Here is a 15,683-nt window from a genome sequence, read left to right as displayed (position 1 = left end):
ATCTGATGCCGCAGACGCGGCCAGGGGGGAGGGGTCATGATCATCGGCATCGGTGTCGACCTCGTCGACATCCCGCGGTTCGAGCAGTCCATCGCCCGCACCCCGAAGCTCATGCAGCGTCTGTTCACGACCGCCGAGCAGAGCCTCAAACCGCACTCCCTCGCCGCCCGGTACGCGGCGAAGGAGGCGCTCATCAAGGCGCTCGGCGGGTCGGACGGCGTGCACTGGACCGACATCGAGGTGGCCTCCGAACCGTCGGGGCGCCCCGTCTTCGCCCTCTCCGGAGAGACCGCCGCGACCGTCGCCGGCCGCGGGATCACCGCCGTGCACCTGTCGCTCTCGCACGACGCGGGACTCGCGACGGCCTACGTCGTCGCCGAGGCCGTCGCATGACCCGGATGCCGGAGGGCGTCGCGCGCGAAGCGGTCATCGACGTCGGCGCGATCGAGCACAACGTGCGGCACCTCGCGCGGGTCACGGACTCCGAGGTGATCGCCGTCGTGAAGGCCAACGGGTACGGCCACGGCGCCGTCCGCTCCGGCCGTGCCGCGCTCGCCGGCGGCGCGGCGCGCCTCGCCGTCGCCGACGTGGGCGAAGCGCTCGAGCTGCGCGCCGGGGGCATCGACGCCCCGGTGCTGGCGTGGTTGCACGCTCCGGGTGCGGATTTCGCACAGGCAGCCGCGGCGTACATCGAGCTGGGGGTGTCGAGCCTGGATCAGCTGCGCGCGGCCGCAGCGGCCGGGTCGCCGGAACGGCCCGTCACCGTGCAGCTCAAGGTCGAGACGGGGCTCGGTCGCAACGGGATCGCGCCGGCCGACTACGGCACGGTGTTCGCCGAGGCGGCGGAGTTCGAGCGGCAGGGCGCGATCCGCGTCGTCGGCATCTTCAGTCACCTGTCGAACACGTCGGCGGACGACGACCGCACCGCCCTGTCGCGCTTCACGGTCGCGCAGGCCGCCGCCGGGGCCGCCGGGCTGCGGCCGACGCTGCGGCACATCGCGGCATCCCATGCCGCGCTCTCGCTGCCCGAGGCGCGGCTCGGCTGCGTCCGGCTCGGGGTCGCGATCTACGGCCTCTCGCCCTTCGACGACCGGTCGTCGGCCGACCTGGGCCTGCGTCCGGCGATGACGTTGCGCGCGGCCGTCGCCGCGGTACGCCGCGTGCCCGCCGGGCAGGGAGTCTCCTACGGCTACCTGCACCGCACGACGAGCGAGTCGACACTCGCGCTGATCTCGATGGGATACGCCGACGGGGTCCCCCGCGCGGCCTCCGGTGCCGGCCCCGTCTCGATCGGCGGGCGCACGTTCCGCGTCGCCGGACGTATTGCGATGGACCAGTTCGTCGTCGATGTCGGCGACGTTCCGGTGGCCGTCGGCGATGAGGCGGTCCTGTTCGGTGACCCGACGACGGGCGTCCCCGCCGCGACCGACTGGGCCGAGGCCGCCGGCACCATCAACTACGAGATCGTCACGCGCATCGGTCCGCGCGTACCGCGACGGGAGGTGCGGTCATGAGCGGGATGGAGCAGTTCGAGGGACGACGCGAGATCGCCTCCCCCGATGACATGGAGCAGCTCGGGCGAGAGCTCGGCGCGGTGTTGGGGCCCGGCGACCTGCTCGTCCTCACCGGTCCTCTCGGCGCCGGCAAGACGACCCTGACCCGGGGCATCGGCGAGGGCCTGGGGGTCCGCGGACCCGTGCAGAGCCCCACCTTCGTGATCGCACGCACCCACCCGTCCGAGGTCGACGGTCCGCCGCTCGTCCACGTCGACGCCTATCGGCTGGGTTCCCCGGCCGAGCTCGACGACCTGGGGCTCGACCCCGACCGTTCGGTCACCATCGTCGAGTGGGGCCGTGGCATGGTCGACGGACTCGTCGACTCGTGGTGGGAACTCGAGATCGAGCGCGGCTGGAGCGGCACCGGTGTCGACAACGCCTGCGGCACGACCGGCCCCTACGCAGCCGAGCTCGAAGACGCCGCCCCGCGCATCGTCACCGTCACGCGTCATCCGTGAGCCTGCGGCCGCATCGCGGCATCCGTCTGCCCGGATACCCTTGATGCTGTGATCCTCGGCATCGACACGTCCCTCGGCACGGCCGTCGCCGTGACCGATGCCGACGGTGCGGTGCGCGCCGAGGTCGCCAGCGCGGACCCGCTCGGCCACGCCGAGATCATCGGCTCCCTGCTCCAGCAGGTGATGGCGGATGCCGCGCACGGCCCGATCGGCGCGACCGGCGTCCCGGAGCCCGTCGCCCTGACCCACGTCGCCGCGGGGATGGGCCCCGGCCCGTTCACGGGGCTCCGGGTCGGCATCGCGGCGGCACGGGCGTTCGCGCTGGGCCGCGGCATCCCGGTCGTCCCGGTGCGCAGCCACGACGCGGCGGCTCTGGCGATCCTGCTGGCGGACCCGTTCGCGGACGTCCCGCCGTTCGCGGTCGTCACCGACGCGCGCCGGCGCGAGTTCGCGTACACCGTCTACGACGGCGTCGACGACGACGGACTCCCGCGGCGGGTGACCGAGGCGACACTCGTCCCTCGCGACGGCATCGACGACGCTCTCGCGGGGCACCGTGTCGACCGCCGCGACGTGACGGCGATCCCCGGCGCCATGGTGGCGCTCGCGGCGGCGCGCGCGGTCGCGGCGGACCGGGTCGAGTCCCTCGGCGAGCCCCTCTACCTGCGGGCGCCCGACGTGACGCTCCCCGGTGCGCGGAAGAAGGTCGGCTCGTGACCCTCCGCACCGCGACCGTCGCCGATCTCGACGACATCATGCGCCTCGAGCGTGCGTCCTTCCCCACGGATGCGTGGAGCGAGGCACTCATGGCGGGGGAGCTCGCCTCCCCGCACGGCCGGTACGTCGTCGACGTCGAGGCTGGGCGCCTGGTCGGCTATGGCGGTGTCCGGGCCGTGCAGGGCGCAGCGGATGCCGACATCCAGACGATCGCCATCGCCGCCGACGCGCGCGGTCACGGCCGCGGACGCGCGCTGCTGCGCGAACTGCTCGCCACCGCCCGCTCGCGCGGCGCGCGCGAGGTGTTCCTCGAGGTGCGGGCCGACAATCCGGGAGCGGCCGACCTGTACCTCTCCGAGGGATTCGCCGAGGTGGGTCGCCGACCGCGGTACTACCAGCCCGACGACGTCGACGCGATCGTCATGCAGCTGAACCTCGTCGCCTGGGAAGCCCGGCACACCACGGCACCGACCGCCGCCGAAGGATGGTGCTGACATGACGCGGGAGCCGTTGGTCCTCGGCATCGAGACGAGCTGCGACGAGACCGGCATCGGGATCGTCCGCGGCCGAACGCTGTTGTCGAACACGATCGCGAGCTCCATGGACGAGCACGCCCGCTACGGGGGAGTCGTCCCTGAGGTCGCTGCCCGAGCCCACCTCGAGGCGCTGCAGCCGGCGATCGAGGCGGCGCTCGCCGAGGCGCAGGTAGACCTCACTGACCTCGACGCCGTGGCGGTCACGAGCGGTCCGGGACTCGCCGGGGCACTCATGGTCGGCGTGGGCGCAGCGAAGGCGCTGGCGGTCAGCCTCGACACGCCGCTCTACGCCGTCAACCACCTCGTGGGTCACATCGCCGCCGACATCCTCACCGGTGACGAGGTCGAGTACCCGACCGTCGCGCTGCTCGTGAGCGGCGGGCACACGTCCCTGCTCCTCGTGCGCGACCTCGTCTCGGACGTCGAGCTGCTCGGTGAGACCATGGACGACGCCGCCGGCGAAGCCTTCGACAAGATCGCCCGGATCCTCGGTCTGCCCTACCCGGGCGGCCCCGAGATCGACCGGGCGGCCGCGTCGGGCGACCCGCAGGCGATCCGGTTCCCGCGCGGGATGTCGCGCGCGTCCGACATGGCCGCGCACCGCTACGACTTCTCCTTCTCCGGCCTGAAGACCGCCGTCGCGCGGTGGGTCGAGCAGCGCGAGGCGGCCGGGGAACCCGTGTCGGTGCCCGACGTGGCGGCATCCTTCCGTGAAGCCGTCGTCGACGTGCTCGTGACCAAGGCCCTCGACGCGTGCGCGCGTCACGATGTGCCCCGGCTTCTGCTGGGCGGCGGCGTGATCGCCAACAAGCGCCTCCGCGACGTCGCGCTCGAGCGCGCGCAGGCCGCCGGGGTCAGCGTCCGCATCCCGCCGCTGTCGCTGTGCACCGACAACGGGGCGATGATTGCGGCGCTCGCGTCCGAGCTCATCATGAGCGGTCGCCCCGCCTCTACCCACGCCTTCGGTGCGGACTCGACCCTCCCCGTCACGACCATCCAGGTGGAGCCGGCGTCATGACCGACGAGCGGATGCCGCCGCCCGCCGCGCCCGCTGCGGATCAGCCCGCCGCCGTCGAACCGGCATCCTCCGACGTCGTGCTCGCGCCGACCGATTCGGTCCTCCCGGGCGCGCACCGCGGCGGGTTCCGTCGGGAGCTGACGCAGCCCCTCCCGGTGGCGCCGCCGCTCGCGGTGCACCCGGACCCCGCCGAGGTCGCCTCTCCCGATATCCGCTGGATCCCGCCGGCGCCCGCGCTGCCGCGCAGCGCCGGGTGGTCGCTGCTGTTCGGGTCGCTGGCGCTCGTACTGGCGTGCTTCGTCGGCTGGGGCTTCCCGGTCGGTCTTATCGGTGTCGTGCTGGCGGTCCTCGCTCTCCGGCGCCCGTGGGAGAAGCGCGAGACGGCGCTGTGGGGACTCGGGCTCAGCCTCGGATCGTTGGTCTACAGCGCCGGGTGGCTGTGGTGGGCGGCCATGCAGGGCGGCCTCGCGGGCTAGGTCACACCCGGTCGGCGAGGACCGCGACCCGCTTCGCGCCGCGACCCTCGCCCACACGCGTCAGGATGAGCGTCGCGGATGCGTCGCCGCGCAGCGCGAGCTTGCGCCGGAACTGCGCGGGGTCGACGTCGACACCCCGCTTCTTGATCTCGATCGTGCCGATCCCGCTCGCCTGCAGGGCCGCGTTGATCGCCGGGACCTTCATCGGCAGCACCTCCCGCACGCGGAACGATTGCACGAAGGGGTTCGTCAGCGCGGCATCCGAGGTCAGGTAGGCGATGCCGTCGGCCACCATCCCCGCCTGCAGCTCGCGCGCGACCTCGCCGATCAGGCGCGCACGGATGACGGCGCCCTCGGGTTCGTGCACGAACGTGCCGAGCTCCCGGACGGGCTCGTCGGGGGCATCGGCCGCGGCGGTGAGTTCGGCCGCGGCACCGCCCCGGAGCACGAGGGCGGAACGGGTCGCGCCCGGGCGCCGCAGCGCCCGCGACCACAGCACGAGCTCGACGGTCGACCCGTCGACGCTGATCCACTGCGCCTCGACGTCGTCGGGGATGAGGCCCCGGTCCAGCCCCGGTCCGAGCTTGATGCCCACCGGCATCCGCTCCGCGAGGGCGAAGGCCCAGTCGAGCGACGGCGACCAGTCCTCGGGGCGGGTGCGGCTGGTTTCGCTGTGACCCGCCGTCCGGCGGGCGGGGTCCAGCCACACCGCGTCCCAACCGTCGAGGTCCGTGTCCTCGGCGCGACCGTGCCGCACCGTGACGGCGTCGCCGAAGGGCGCGAGGTTGTACGCGGCGAGCGCGGCGGTGGTCTCGTCCGCGTCGACGGCGAGCACATCGAGTCCGATGCCGGCGAGGCCGAGCGCGTCGCCGCCGATTCCGCAGCCGAGGTCGGCGACGCGGGCGATCCCGGCATCGCGGAACCGACCGGCGTGGCGGGCGGCGATCTCGAGACGCGTCGCCTGCTCGAGCCCCGCGCGGGTGAAGAGCATCCGGTCGGCGAAGGGACCGAACTTCGCCTCCGCCCGCACGCGCAGGTGGGCTTGTCCGACGACGGCGGACACCAGGTCGGGGGAGTGGCCGGCGGCGCGCAGGCGCGAAACGGCGGAGGCGACCTCGGAGGTGGATGGCAGGGGCCCGACCTCGTCGATCAGCCGCAGTCCCTGGGGTGTCAGGAGGGCGGTGAGTTCGGCCTGTTCCATTCCGCAAGCCTAGGCGCCGCGGCATCCGTCATCCTGTTGGCACTCGCGTTGCATGAGTGCCAACCGCGCTCTAGACTTTCGTTAGCACTCTCGCAAGGCGAGTGCTGATGAGTCTTGTCGCAGGACCCCACCAGCAAGAAAGAGGTAGACCGTGTCGGTTTCCATCAAGCCGCTCGAAGACCGCATCGTCATCAAGCAGGTCGAGGCCGAGCAGACCACCGCGAGTGGCCTGGTCATCCCTGACACCGCCAAGGAGAAGCCCCAGGAGGGCGAGGTCGTGGCCGTCGGCCCCGGCCGCATCGATGACAACGGCAACCGCGTTCCGCTCGATGTCGCCGTCGGCGACCGCGTCCTGTACAGCAAGTACGGCGGCACCGAGGTGAAGTTCGGCGCTGACGAGTTCCTCGTCCTGTCGGCTCGCGACGTCCTGGCGGTCGTCGTCCGCTGACGCCCAGCGATCAGCAGAGGGCCCGGATGCGTCGGCATCCGGGCCCTCTCTCGTTGTCCGCCATGCCGATGGCAGGATCCGCACGGCGGTCGGCAGTCCGCGGGATGTGTGCGCTGTCATGACCGTCGTAGGCTTGTGCTCATGACACCCGAGCAGGCCGCGCGCGAGAAGTCCCTGGGCGCGATCTTCGTCTTCTCGGCTTACGTGCTGTGGGGCTTCCTGCCGCTGTACTTCGTCAGCCTCGCGCCGACGACGCCCTGGGAGGTCGTCGGCTGGCGCATCCTGTTGAGCCTGGTCTTCTGCGTCGCGCTGCTGGCGATCACGCGCGGATGGGGTCGGATGCGGGTCATCCTGCGCGATCGCCGTCTGATGCTCTGGACCGTGCTGGCGGGCCTGCTCATCTACGTCAACTGGCAGGTCTTCCTCATCGGCACCCTCACGGGTCACGTCGTCGAGACGAGCCTCGGCTACTTCATCAACCCGATCGCGACCGTCCTGCTCGGCGTCATCGTGCTCAAGGAACGCCTGCGCACCGCGCAGTGGGTCGCCGTCGGTATCGCCGGGGCGGCCGTCATCGTGATCATCGTCGCCGTCGGGCGCGTGCCGTGGATCGCCCTGGCCCTTGCGGCGAGCTTCGCGACCTACGGACTCGTCAAGAAGAAGATCGGCCAGTCAGTGGATGCCGTGAGCGGCCTCACGCTCGAATCCCTCTGGCTCGTGCCGATCGCCGTCCTCCAGCTCGTCCTGGTCGGCGTCACCTCCGGCCTGACGATGGGCCGGGAAGGCACCGGGCACACGGTGCTGCTCCTGCTGGCCGGTGCCGTCACCGCGATCCCTCTCCTCTTCTTCTCCGCCGGCGCTCGACGCACCTCGCTCACCGTCGTCGGCATCCTTCAGTTCGTCGCCCCGATCATGCAGTTCCTCACCGGTGTCCTGATCCTGGGGGAGCCCATGCCGTTCGAGCGATGGATCGGGTTCGGCCTCGTCTGGGTCGCCGTGGCGGTCTTCACGGTGGACTCCCTCGTGTCCTCACGACGCAGCCGGACGGGGGCGCAGACGGTCGTCCCCGACCCGGTCTGAGCTGACCGATGCCGCTTTTCGCGGCCATTATGGGAGCGTGCCCACCTCGTTACACATCGTTAACGAACGGCAACATTGAGGAGACGAGCGCGCCGCTAGGTTGAACACACCGGGCTGGTCCCGAACTGACCCGTGTCACCACAGCAAGGAGCACAATGAGCGTTCTCTCCCGTTCGCGTTCCGCAAAGGTCATGGGCGCCATCGCCCTGATCGGTGCGAGCGCAATGGTCCTGGCCGGCTGCGCCGGTTCCTCGACCCCCACTGCCTCCGGCGGCGCTTCCGAAGAGCCCGCCGGTTTCGACTTCCCGGTCAACTGCGACGAGGCCGAACCGGCTTCGTACACCCCGGAGTACACCTCGACCTCCGAGGGTCCGGCCACCGACCTCGAGTACACGATCGGAACGGCCCTCCCCGTCACCGGTAACCTCGCCTTCCTCGGCCCGCCCGAGATCGCCGGCACCGAGCTCGCCGCAGCCGATGTGAACGAAGCCGCCAAGGGTGTGACGATCAACCTCGAGCAGGGCGACTCCGGCGACACCGACAACAAGGCGTACGAGACCGAGATCCCCCGCCTGCTGAACGCCGGCGCGACCGCGATCATCGGTGCCGCATCGTCCGGTACGTCGCTGCAGTTCATCGACCAGGTCATCGCGGCCGACGCCATCCAGTTCTCGCCGGCCAACACGTCCGCGGCCTTCACCGGCTACGAGGACAACGGTCTCTACTGGCGCACGGCTCCGTCCGACACCCTGCAGGGCGAGGTGCTCGGCAACCTGATCGCGAACGACGGCGCCGAGACCCTCGGCCTGATCATCCTCAACGACTCGTACGGCACGGGCCTCGCCTGCTTCACCAAGGCGGCGTTCGAGAGCGCCGGTGGTGAGGTCGTCTCGGCCGCCCTGTACAACACGGGCGACACGAACTTCTCGGCCCAGGTAGAGGACGTGCTGGCCGCTGACCCCGACGCGATCGCGCTGATCACGTTCGAAGAGGTCAAGACGATCATCCCCGAGCTCGTCGGTGCCGACTTCCCGTCGGACAAGATGTACCTCGTGGACGGCAACCTGGCCAACTTCGGTGACGAGTTCCCCGAGGGCACCATGGAAGGCGCCAAGGGCACCTACCCGGCCGTCGACCCCGACAGCATCACGGCGTTCCGTGACACGCTGCAGTCGTTCTGGACGGGCGAGGGTAACCCCGAGCTCGCCGACTTCACCTACGCTCCGGAGTCCTACGACGCGGTCATCCTGCTCGCGCTCGCGGCGCTCGAGGCCGGCTCGGCGGAAGGCCCCGACGTGGCTGCGCACCTGCAGAACGTGTCGGGCACCAACGGCGGCACGAAGTGCACGACGTACGAGGAGTGCGCGGACATCATCATCTCGGGTGAGGTCGCGGACTACGACGGCGTCTCGGGTGCGATCAAGTTCAACGAGGTCGGCGACCCGACCGAGGCGACGATCGGCATCTTCCAGTACGACGCGGACAACAACAACTCGTTCCTCAGCATCGGCTGATCGACGATCCCAGGTGCGGCCCCGGTCTTCGGACCGGGGCCGCTCTCATATGGCCCGGCATCGCTTCGCAGGGCAAAGCCGGGCACAGCAAACTCGTACGCCCCGCATCCCCGCATCCGCTGCGCGCGTGAAAGACGACGCCCCCGATCCTGAGGACCGGGGGCGGCGTCGTACGGTTCGTGGGTCAGGTGCCCAGCGTGCCCAGGTACAGGCCGATCACCTTCGGGTCGTTGAGCAGTTCGCGACCGGTGCCGGTGTACGCGTCGCGGCCCTGATCGAGGACGTAGCCGCGGTCGCAGATCTGCAGGCATCGACGCGCGTTCTGCTCGACCATGATCGTGGTGACGCCGGCCTTGTTGATCTCCGAGACCCGCAGGAACGCCTCATCCTGGCGGGACGGCGAGAGTCCGGCCGACGGCTCGTCCAGCAGCAGCACGTAGGGGTCCATCATGAGCGCGCGGCCCATGGCGACCATCTGCCGCTCGCCGCCCGAGAGCGAACCCGCCCGCTGCTGCAGGCGCTTCGCGAGGTCGGGGAAGATCGAGGTCACGAACTCGATGCGCTCCGAGACGACCTTCGGCCGTTGATAGGCGCCCATCTGCAGATTCTCCGCGATCGACAGGCTCGGGAACACGTTGTTCGTCTGCGGCACGAAGCCGACGCCCTTGGCGACGAGCTTGTTGGCCCGCAGGCCCGTGATCTCCTCGCCGTTCAGCACGACCTGACCGGAGCGGACCTTGACCTGCCCGAAGATCGCCTTCAGCATCGTGGACTTGCCGGCGCCGTTGGGGCCGATGATGCCGATGAGCTCACCCTTGGCGGCCGTGAGGTTCGCGCCGTTGAGGATGTTGACACCGGGCAGGTAGCCGGCGTGCACATCGCGGAGTTCGACGACGTTCTGTGCGGGTGCGGTCGCGGTGGAGCCCGCGGGGGATGCGGCGGTGTCGCTCACTTCTTGTCCTCCGTTCCGGGCGTGGAGCCCGGGGTACCGGGTGCCGTGGAGTCCTCCGCAGCGTGGGTCGTGGCATCCGCCTCGACGGCGTCCTGCAGCTTGTGCTGCTCCTCGACCAGCTCCTGTGCCTCAGCGGTCAGTTCGCCTTCGTAGCGGCCGGTGACCACGCCGAGGTCGACGTCCTGGTGGGCGCCGAGGTAGGCGTCGATGACGGCCTGCTCCTTCATGACGGTGTCGGGCGGACCTTCGGCGACGACCTTGCCCTCGGCCATGACGACGACCCAGTCGGCGATGTGGCGGACCATGTGCATGTCGTGCTCGACGAACAGCACCGTCATGCCGAGGTCCTTCAGGTCGAGGATGTGGTCCAGCAGCGACTGCGTCAGTGCCGGGTTCACGCCGGCCATGGGCTCGTCCAGCATGACGAGGGTCGGGTCGCTCATGAGCGCTCGTGCCATCTCGAGCAGTTTGCGCTGGCCGCCGGACAGCGAGGCCGCGAAGTCCTTCTCCTTGGCGTCGAGCTTGAAGCGCTGCAGCAGGCCTCGGGCCTTCTCCTCGATGACGGTCTCCTGCTTGCGCCAGAGGAAGGGGAGGATGCCGCGCCAGATGCTCTCGCCGCCCTGACCGGGCGCGCCGAGCTTCATGTTCTCGAGCACCGTGAGCAGGCCCAGCGACTTCGTGAGCTGGAAGGTGCGCACCTGGCCCATCCGGGCCGCCTTGAAGGCCGGGATGCCGGCGAGGTTCTGGCCGTCGAACGACCAGGTGCCCTCGTTGGGCTTGTCGAAGCCGGTCAGGAGGTTGAACAGCGTGGTCTTGCCGGCACCGTTGGGGCCGATGAGCGCCGTGATGGCGTTCCGCGGGATCTCGAGGTGGTCGACGTCGACGGCGGTGAGACCGCCGAAGACACGCTTGACCCCGTCGGCGACGATGATCGGGTCGACCTTCTCGACACCGGGGCGGATCTCGCCCTTGTGCAGGCCGGTGGCCTTGGGCCGGGGAGCGGGGGGCGCGACGTCAGCGGACAAAGGTCAGCTCCTTCTTGCTTCCGAGGATGCCCTGCGGCCGGAAGATGACCAGCAGCATGAGAGCGACACCCACCAGGACGAACACGAGCATCTGGCTCTGTTCCGACGACAGGAACGGCAGGACGCCGATCTGCGACAGGGCCGGGAGCAGGTTGGACAGGAATGCGCGGACCACCCAGAACAGCACGGCGCCGAGCACCGGGCCGAAGATGGTCGCCGCGCCACCGAGCAGCAGAGCGGTCCACACGTAGAAGGTCTGCGACGTGACGTACACGTTCGGGTTCACGTTGGTCCCCATGGCCGTCAGGATGCCGCCGGCGGCGATGATGACGCCGCCCACGATGAGCGCCTGCATCTTGAACGCGAAGACGTTCTTACCGAGCGAGCGGACGGCGTCCTCGTCCTCGCGGATGCCGCGGATGACGCGGCCCCACGGGCTGCGCATGAGCAGCCACACGAAGAGGACGACGATCGAGATGGTGATGACGCCGACGATGATGACCCACCACTGGTCGGACTGGTACGTCCACGGCCCGAAGCCGTAGCGCCCGGGGGGAAGCGGGTTGAAGGAGCGGAAGCTCCCCTGGAACCCCGACAGTCCGTCGGCGGAGCCGGTCACCTCGCGGAACGAGGCGGTGAGGAACAGCAGGCGGACGATCTCCGCCGCTGCGATGGTGACGATCGCCAGGTAGTCGCCGCGAAGCCGCAGCGTCGGGATGCCCATCACGACGGAGAAGAGCACCGCGCCGACGAGTCCGACGAGGGCGGCGACGAACCAAGGCAGGTTGAAGGTCAGCGTCGAGATCGCGAAGCCGTAGGCGCCGATGGCCATGAAGCCGGCGACACCCATGTTGAGCAGGCCGGCGAAGCCGAAGTGCACCGAGAGCCCGATGGCGGCCAGGACGAATCCGAGCGTGACCGGCGAAAGGATCTGCGCGGCGGTGTTGTTGAGGATCTGCAGGATGTCCATGCGCGGTTATCCGATTCGCTCGCGGCGTCCGAGGAGACCCTGCGGACGGAACAGGAGGATGACGATCAGCACGACGAGCGCGCCGACGTACTTGAGGTCCGAGGGGATCCACAGCGTCGACACCTCGACGAGCAGGCCCACGATGATCGCGCCCACGAGGGCGCCGAAGGCGGTTCCGAGACCGCCGAGCGTGATGGCCGCGAAGACGAGCAGCAGGATGCTGGTGCCCATGTCCCACTTGATGCCGGGGCGGAAGTACGCCCAGAGGACGCCCGACAGGCCTGCAAGAGCTGCGGCCATGATCCAGACGATGCGGACGACGGCATCCACATCGATGCCGCTGGCGGCCGCGAGCGACGGGTTGTCCGAGACGGCCCGCGTCGCGCGACCGATGCGTGTGCGCATCAGCCAGAACGCGAAGGCGATGATCACGACGATCGAGACGCCCATGCTCACGACGTCGGTGACCGTCAGACGGACGGGTCCGAGGCCCGCGATCACCGAGGTCTCCCCGCCGGGGAGGGTGACGGTGCCGCCGCCGATGAACATCTGGAAGACGTAACGCAGCGCAAGCGAGAGACCGATGGACACGATCATGAGCTGGACCGTGCCGATGCCCTTCCGGCGAAGGGGTCGCCAGAGGCCGGCATCCATTCCGAATCCGAACAGCCCCGAGACGATCACCGCCAGCGGGATCGCGACCCAGATCGGGACATCGAGTCCGACCGAGAGGAAGAGCGCTGCCAGTGCGCCGAAGGTCACCATCTCACCGTGGGCGAAGTTCGACAGGCCCGTCGTGCCGAACACGAGGGAGGCGCCGATCGCCGCGAGGGCCAGCATGAGGCCGAAGTTCAGACCGTTCACCGCGCGGGAGAGGAACTGGTCGACGAAGGACGTCGTCGTCCGTTCCGCCGCTCCCAGCGTGAAGTTCCGGGTCACGTTGCTCGTGGCCCCGAACTCCACCTCCTGAGTGAACTGGAAACCGTCGGGCGCGGTCACGCCGTCGGGGAGGGAGTCCTCGACCAGCTCGACCGTGTACGGCACGTCCTTCGTGGGGACGGGTACCCGCCACGAGCCGTTGGCCGCGGTCTGGGCCTCTCCGGTGTACTCACCGCCCGAGACGACGACGGTGGCGCCCTCGACGGGGTCACCGGCCACCCGCACGTTGCCCTGTACGGCGAACGGGAAGTCCTCGGGGTCCTGCGTGCCGGCGACCGCGGGATTCGCGAGGCCGAACAGCAGAGCGCCGGAGAAGACTCCGGCGGTAAGGGCTACGAGTACGCGTCGCCATCGATTGCGGGCGCGCACAGAGCGGGTGGTCGTCACCGACACCTCCTGGTTGAAGCATGGTCAGCGCGCAGAGGTACGGGTGCCCCCGGCGCCACACGACCGTATCCAGCGATTGTTGCCGCTGTGTTTCCCTGCCGCAACCATCGACACCCCGCGGTCTGGCCAGATCCCAGGTCTCGGGAATGAAAGGAGCGTTCCGCGCCTTAGAATTCAGACAAGCCGTTCGACGCAGGAGAGCACATGGAGCACAACGACCCGTTCGGATTCGTGGGACTGACGTACGACGACGTCCTGCTGTTGCCCGGCCACACGGACGTCATCCCGTCCGAGGCCGACACCTCGTCCCGGGTCACGCGACGCATCACCGTCGCGACTCCTCTTCTCTCTGCGGCGATGGACACCGTCACCGAATCGCGGCTGGCGATCGCCATCGCCCGCGAGGGCGGCATCGGCATCATCCACCGCAACCTGTCGATCGCCGACCAGGCGGCCATGGTGGATCGCGTCAAGCGCAGCGAGTCGGGCATGATCACCGACCCGATCACGACGACACCCGACGCGACGATCGAAGAAGTCGACAACCTGTGCGGTCAGTACCGCATCTCCGGTCTTCCCGTCATCGATGAGGACGGCAAGCTCGTGGGTATCGTCACGAACCGCGACATGCGGTTCGTCTCGGGCTTCGAGCGCCAGACGACCAAGGTCCGCGACGTCATGACGAGCGAGAACCTGGTGACCGGCAAGGTCGGCATCGGCGCCAACGAGGTCATCGCCCTGTTCGCGCATCACCGCGTCGAGAAGCTGCCGCTCATCGACGACGAAGGCAAGCTCGCCGGCCTCATCACCATCAAGGATTTCGACAAGAGCGAGAAGTACCCCCTCGCTACGAAGGACGATCAGGGCCGGCTCCGTGTGGGCGCGGCGATCGGTTTCTTCGGCGACGCGTGGGAGCGCGCCGAAGCGCTGCGGGATGCGGGTGTGGACGTCATCGTCGTCGACACCGCCAACGGTCAGTCCGCCGGCGTCATCGATATGGTCAAGCGGATCAAGGCGGACGCCTCCTTCGCACACATCGATGTGATCGGCGGCAACGTCGCGACCCGCGAAGGGGCGCAGGCCCTCATCGATGCCGGAGTGGATGCGGTCAAGGTCGGAGTCGGTCCTGGATCGATCTGCACGACGCGCGTGGTGGCCGGAGTGGGGGTTCCGCAGGTGACCGCCATCTATGAGGCGTCGCTCGCAGCGCGCGAGGCCGGCGTTCCGATCATCGCGGACGGTGGTCTGCAGTACTCCGGAGACATCGCGAAGGCTCTCGTTGCGGGTGCCGACACCGTCATGCTGGGCTCGCTCCTCGCCGGTACCGACGAGTCGCCCGGTGAAGTCGTCTTCCAGGGCGGCAAGCAGTTCAAGCTCTACCGGGGGATGGGCTCCCTCGGCGCCTTGCAGACGCGCGGCAAGAAGACCTCGTACTCGAAGGACCGCTACTTCCAGGCCGATGTGCCGAGCGACGACAAGCTGATCCCGGAAGGCATCGAGGGGCAGGTCGCCTACCGCGGCCCCGTGTCAGCCGTCGCATACCAGCTCGTGGGCGGACTCCGGCAGTCGATGTTCTATGTCGGAGCCCGCACGGTCGAGGAACTCAAGTCGCGAGGCAAGTTCGTCCGCATCACCTCGGCGGGCCTCAAGGAGTCCCACCCGCATGACGTGCAGATCGTCGTCGAGGCGCCGAACTACAAGCGCTGAACGGGTCCACGGGCTCGACACGCCCGGGATGCGGGGCTGATTTGCCCAGTCTCCGAACCCCGCGTAACTTATTACTTGTTCGCCCCACAGGGAAGAGCGAGAGGCCGAAAGGCCCGCCGCCCTCAAGCTGGCGAACCACCCCCTCCAAAAAGAAACAGTCGCTCTGCGATTGGGTCTGACCTCAGGTCTAGGACGGGTCATCGGGACGAGCTCTCCGCCGTCATCCGAACATCACGGTCTCTCGAGATCGTCGGCGTGTCGGGTTTGACGGTCTCAGAGCGTCGTCCTAAGGTAGAGAAGTTGCCTCACTACGAAGCCCTTGCGGGGGTGGTGTGGGAGCATCCGATCCTTGAGAACTCAACAGCGTGCACTTGTCAAATGCCAAATAACCTCGATCTCAGCTTTGGCTGAGGTGAGATTCCTTTGGATCAAAGTCCGGCACTTTCGGGTGTCGGCGTATGGATAGTCAGCAATGATTTATCTTTTTGGTCAGTTCAAACTCGCTGCTTCGGCCTATTCCGGTCGTTGTCAGTATTTTTCTTTTACGGAGAGTTTGATCCTGGCTCAGGATGAACGCTGGCGGCGTGCTTAACACATGCAAGTCGAACGGTGAAGCAGAGCTTGCTCTGTGGATCAGTGGCGAACGGGTGAGTAACACGTGAGCAACCTGCCCCTGACTCTGGGATAAGCGCTGGAAAC

At 69.0% G+C, this 15,683-nt stretch carries 16 protein-coding genes and 1 rRNA gene; 12 read left to right on the top strand and 5 right to left on the bottom strand.

Going from position 1 to position 15,683, the window contains the following annotated elements; genetic code table 11:
• Positions 1 to 36 precede the first annotated feature (36 nt).
• From ACIGEP_RS07665 to ACIGEP_RS07635, 7 genes are read left to right on the top strand one after another with little or no spacing between them, the layout of a single operon-like run.
• A complete protein-coding gene (locus ACIGEP_RS07665; RefSeq protein WP_396661047.1) occupies positions 37 to 393 on the top strand; it encodes a holo-ACP synthase in 357 nt (118 codons plus the stop codon).
• The gene (gene alr, locus ACIGEP_RS07660; protein ID WP_396661046.1) at positions 390 to 1,514 is read left to right on the top strand and encodes an alanine racemase; all 1,125 of its coding nucleotides are present in this window, start codon (positions 390 to 392) and stop codon (positions 1,512 to 1,514) included. Before ACIGEP_RS07665 ends, alr begins: the two co-directional genes overlap by 4 nt.
• Positions 1,511 to 2,014, top strand: a complete 504-nt coding sequence (tsaE, locus tag ACIGEP_RS07655) for a tRNA (adenosine(37)-N6)-threonylcarbamoyltransferase complex ATPase subunit type 1 TsaE (RefSeq protein ID WP_396661045.1) — start codon at positions 1,511 to 1,513, stop codon at positions 2,012 to 2,014. The genes alr and tsaE overlap by 4 nt, the downstream gene beginning before the upstream one ends.
• 48 nt (positions 2,015 to 2,062) lie before the next feature.
• Entirely contained in the window at positions 2,063 to 2,731 is a 669-nt protein-coding gene (gene tsaB / locus ACIGEP_RS07650) for a tRNA (adenosine(37)-N6)-threonylcarbamoyltransferase complex dimerization subunit type 1 TsaB (protein ID WP_396661044.1), read from the top strand.
• A complete protein-coding gene (rimI, locus tag ACIGEP_RS07645) occupies positions 2,728 to 3,225 on the top strand; it encodes a ribosomal protein S18-alanine N-acetyltransferase (protein WP_396661043.1) in 498 nt (165 codons plus the stop codon). The genes tsaB and rimI overlap by 4 nt, the downstream gene beginning before the upstream one ends.
• Before the next feature lies 1 nt (position 3,226).
• Complete coding sequence (tsaD, locus tag ACIGEP_RS07640; RefSeq protein ID WP_396661042.1) at positions 3,227 to 4,285, top strand: tRNA (adenosine(37)-N6)-threonylcarbamoyltransferase complex transferase subunit TsaD; 1,059 nt, start codon at positions 3,227 to 3,229, stop codon at positions 4,283 to 4,285.
• Positions 4,282 to 4,761 carry a hypothetical protein gene (locus ACIGEP_RS07635; RefSeq protein WP_396661041.1) on the top strand — a complete coding sequence of 160 codons (480 nt, stop codon included), beginning with the start codon at positions 4,282 to 4,284 and terminating at the stop codon, positions 4,759 to 4,761. Before tsaD ends, ACIGEP_RS07635 begins: the two co-directional genes overlap by 4 nt.
• 1 nt (position 4,762) lies before the next feature.
• Here ACIGEP_RS07635 and ACIGEP_RS07630 read toward each other — a convergent pair whose 3' ends face one another.
• The gene (locus tag ACIGEP_RS07630) at positions 4,763 to 5,962 is read right to left on the bottom strand and encodes an SAM-dependent methyltransferase (protein ID WP_396661040.1); all 1,200 of its coding nucleotides are present in this window, start codon (positions 5,960 to 5,962) and stop codon (positions 4,763 to 4,765) included.
• A gap of 151 nt (positions 5,963 to 6,113) precedes the next feature.
• Between ACIGEP_RS07630 and groES the strand changes: the two genes are divergently transcribed.
• From groES to ACIGEP_RS07615, 3 genes are all read left to right on the top strand, one after another.
• Positions 6,114 to 6,410 carry a co-chaperone GroES gene (groES, locus tag ACIGEP_RS07625; protein ID WP_017203655.1) on the top strand — a complete coding sequence of 99 codons (297 nt, stop codon included), beginning with the start codon at positions 6,114 to 6,116 and terminating at the stop codon, positions 6,408 to 6,410.
• Between the two features lie 141 nt (positions 6,411 to 6,551).
• Complete coding sequence (gene rarD / locus ACIGEP_RS07620; protein WP_396661039.1) at positions 6,552 to 7,490, top strand: EamA family transporter RarD; 939 nt, start codon at positions 6,552 to 6,554, stop codon at positions 7,488 to 7,490.
• Positions 7,491 to 7,645: 155 nt separating this feature from the next.
• The gene (locus ACIGEP_RS07615) at positions 7,646 to 9,004 is read left to right on the top strand and encodes an ABC transporter substrate-binding protein (protein WP_396661038.1); all 1,359 of its coding nucleotides are present in this window, start codon (positions 7,646 to 7,648) and stop codon (positions 9,002 to 9,004) included.
• 184 nt (positions 9,005 to 9,188) lie between these two features.
• On the opposite strand, the gene ACIGEP_RS07610 is transcribed toward ACIGEP_RS07615, so the two are convergent.
• From ACIGEP_RS07610 to ACIGEP_RS07595, 4 genes are read right to left on the bottom strand one after another with little or no spacing between them, the layout of a single operon-like run.
• The gene (locus ACIGEP_RS07610; RefSeq protein WP_396661037.1) at positions 9,189 to 9,956 is read right to left on the bottom strand and encodes an ABC transporter ATP-binding protein; all 768 of its coding nucleotides are present in this window, start codon (positions 9,954 to 9,956) and stop codon (positions 9,189 to 9,191) included.
• On the bottom strand, positions 9,953 to 10,981 hold the full coding sequence (locus ACIGEP_RS07605; protein WP_396661036.1) for an ABC transporter ATP-binding protein: 1,029 nt from the start codon (positions 10,979 to 10,981) through the stop codon (positions 9,953 to 9,955). Before ACIGEP_RS07605 ends, ACIGEP_RS07610 begins: the two co-directional genes overlap by 4 nt.
• Positions 10,971 to 11,951 (bottom strand): branched-chain amino acid ABC transporter permease, encoded by a 981-nt coding sequence (locus ACIGEP_RS07600; RefSeq protein WP_396661035.1) that lies wholly within the window; start codon positions 11,949 to 11,951, stop codon positions 10,971 to 10,973. Before ACIGEP_RS07600 ends, ACIGEP_RS07605 begins: the two co-directional genes overlap by 11 nt.
• A gap of 6 nt (positions 11,952 to 11,957) precedes the next feature.
• The gene (locus ACIGEP_RS07595) at positions 11,958 to 13,277 is read right to left on the bottom strand and encodes a branched-chain amino acid ABC transporter permease (RefSeq protein WP_396661034.1); all 1,320 of its coding nucleotides are present in this window, start codon (positions 13,275 to 13,277) and stop codon (positions 11,958 to 11,960) included.
• A gap of 204 nt (positions 13,278 to 13,481) precedes the next feature.
• Here ACIGEP_RS07595 and guaB point away from each other — a divergent pair, with 204 nt between their 5' ends.
• Positions 13,482 to 14,984, top strand: a complete 1,503-nt coding sequence (guaB, locus tag ACIGEP_RS07590) for an IMP dehydrogenase (RefSeq protein ID WP_396661033.1) — start codon at positions 13,482 to 13,484, stop codon at positions 14,982 to 14,984.
• 541 nt (positions 14,985 to 15,525) lie between these two features.
• Positions 15,526 to 15,683 (top strand): 16S ribosomal RNA (locus ACIGEP_RS07585); the annotation flags it as partial.

The organism is Microbacterium sp. NPDC077663 (assembly GCF_044542795.1).
In the GTDB taxonomy this organism is placed as follows: domain Bacteria; phylum Actinomycetota; class Actinomycetes; order Actinomycetales; family Microbacteriaceae; genus Microbacterium.
This window is presented reverse-complemented; position numbering and strand designations above follow the sequence as displayed.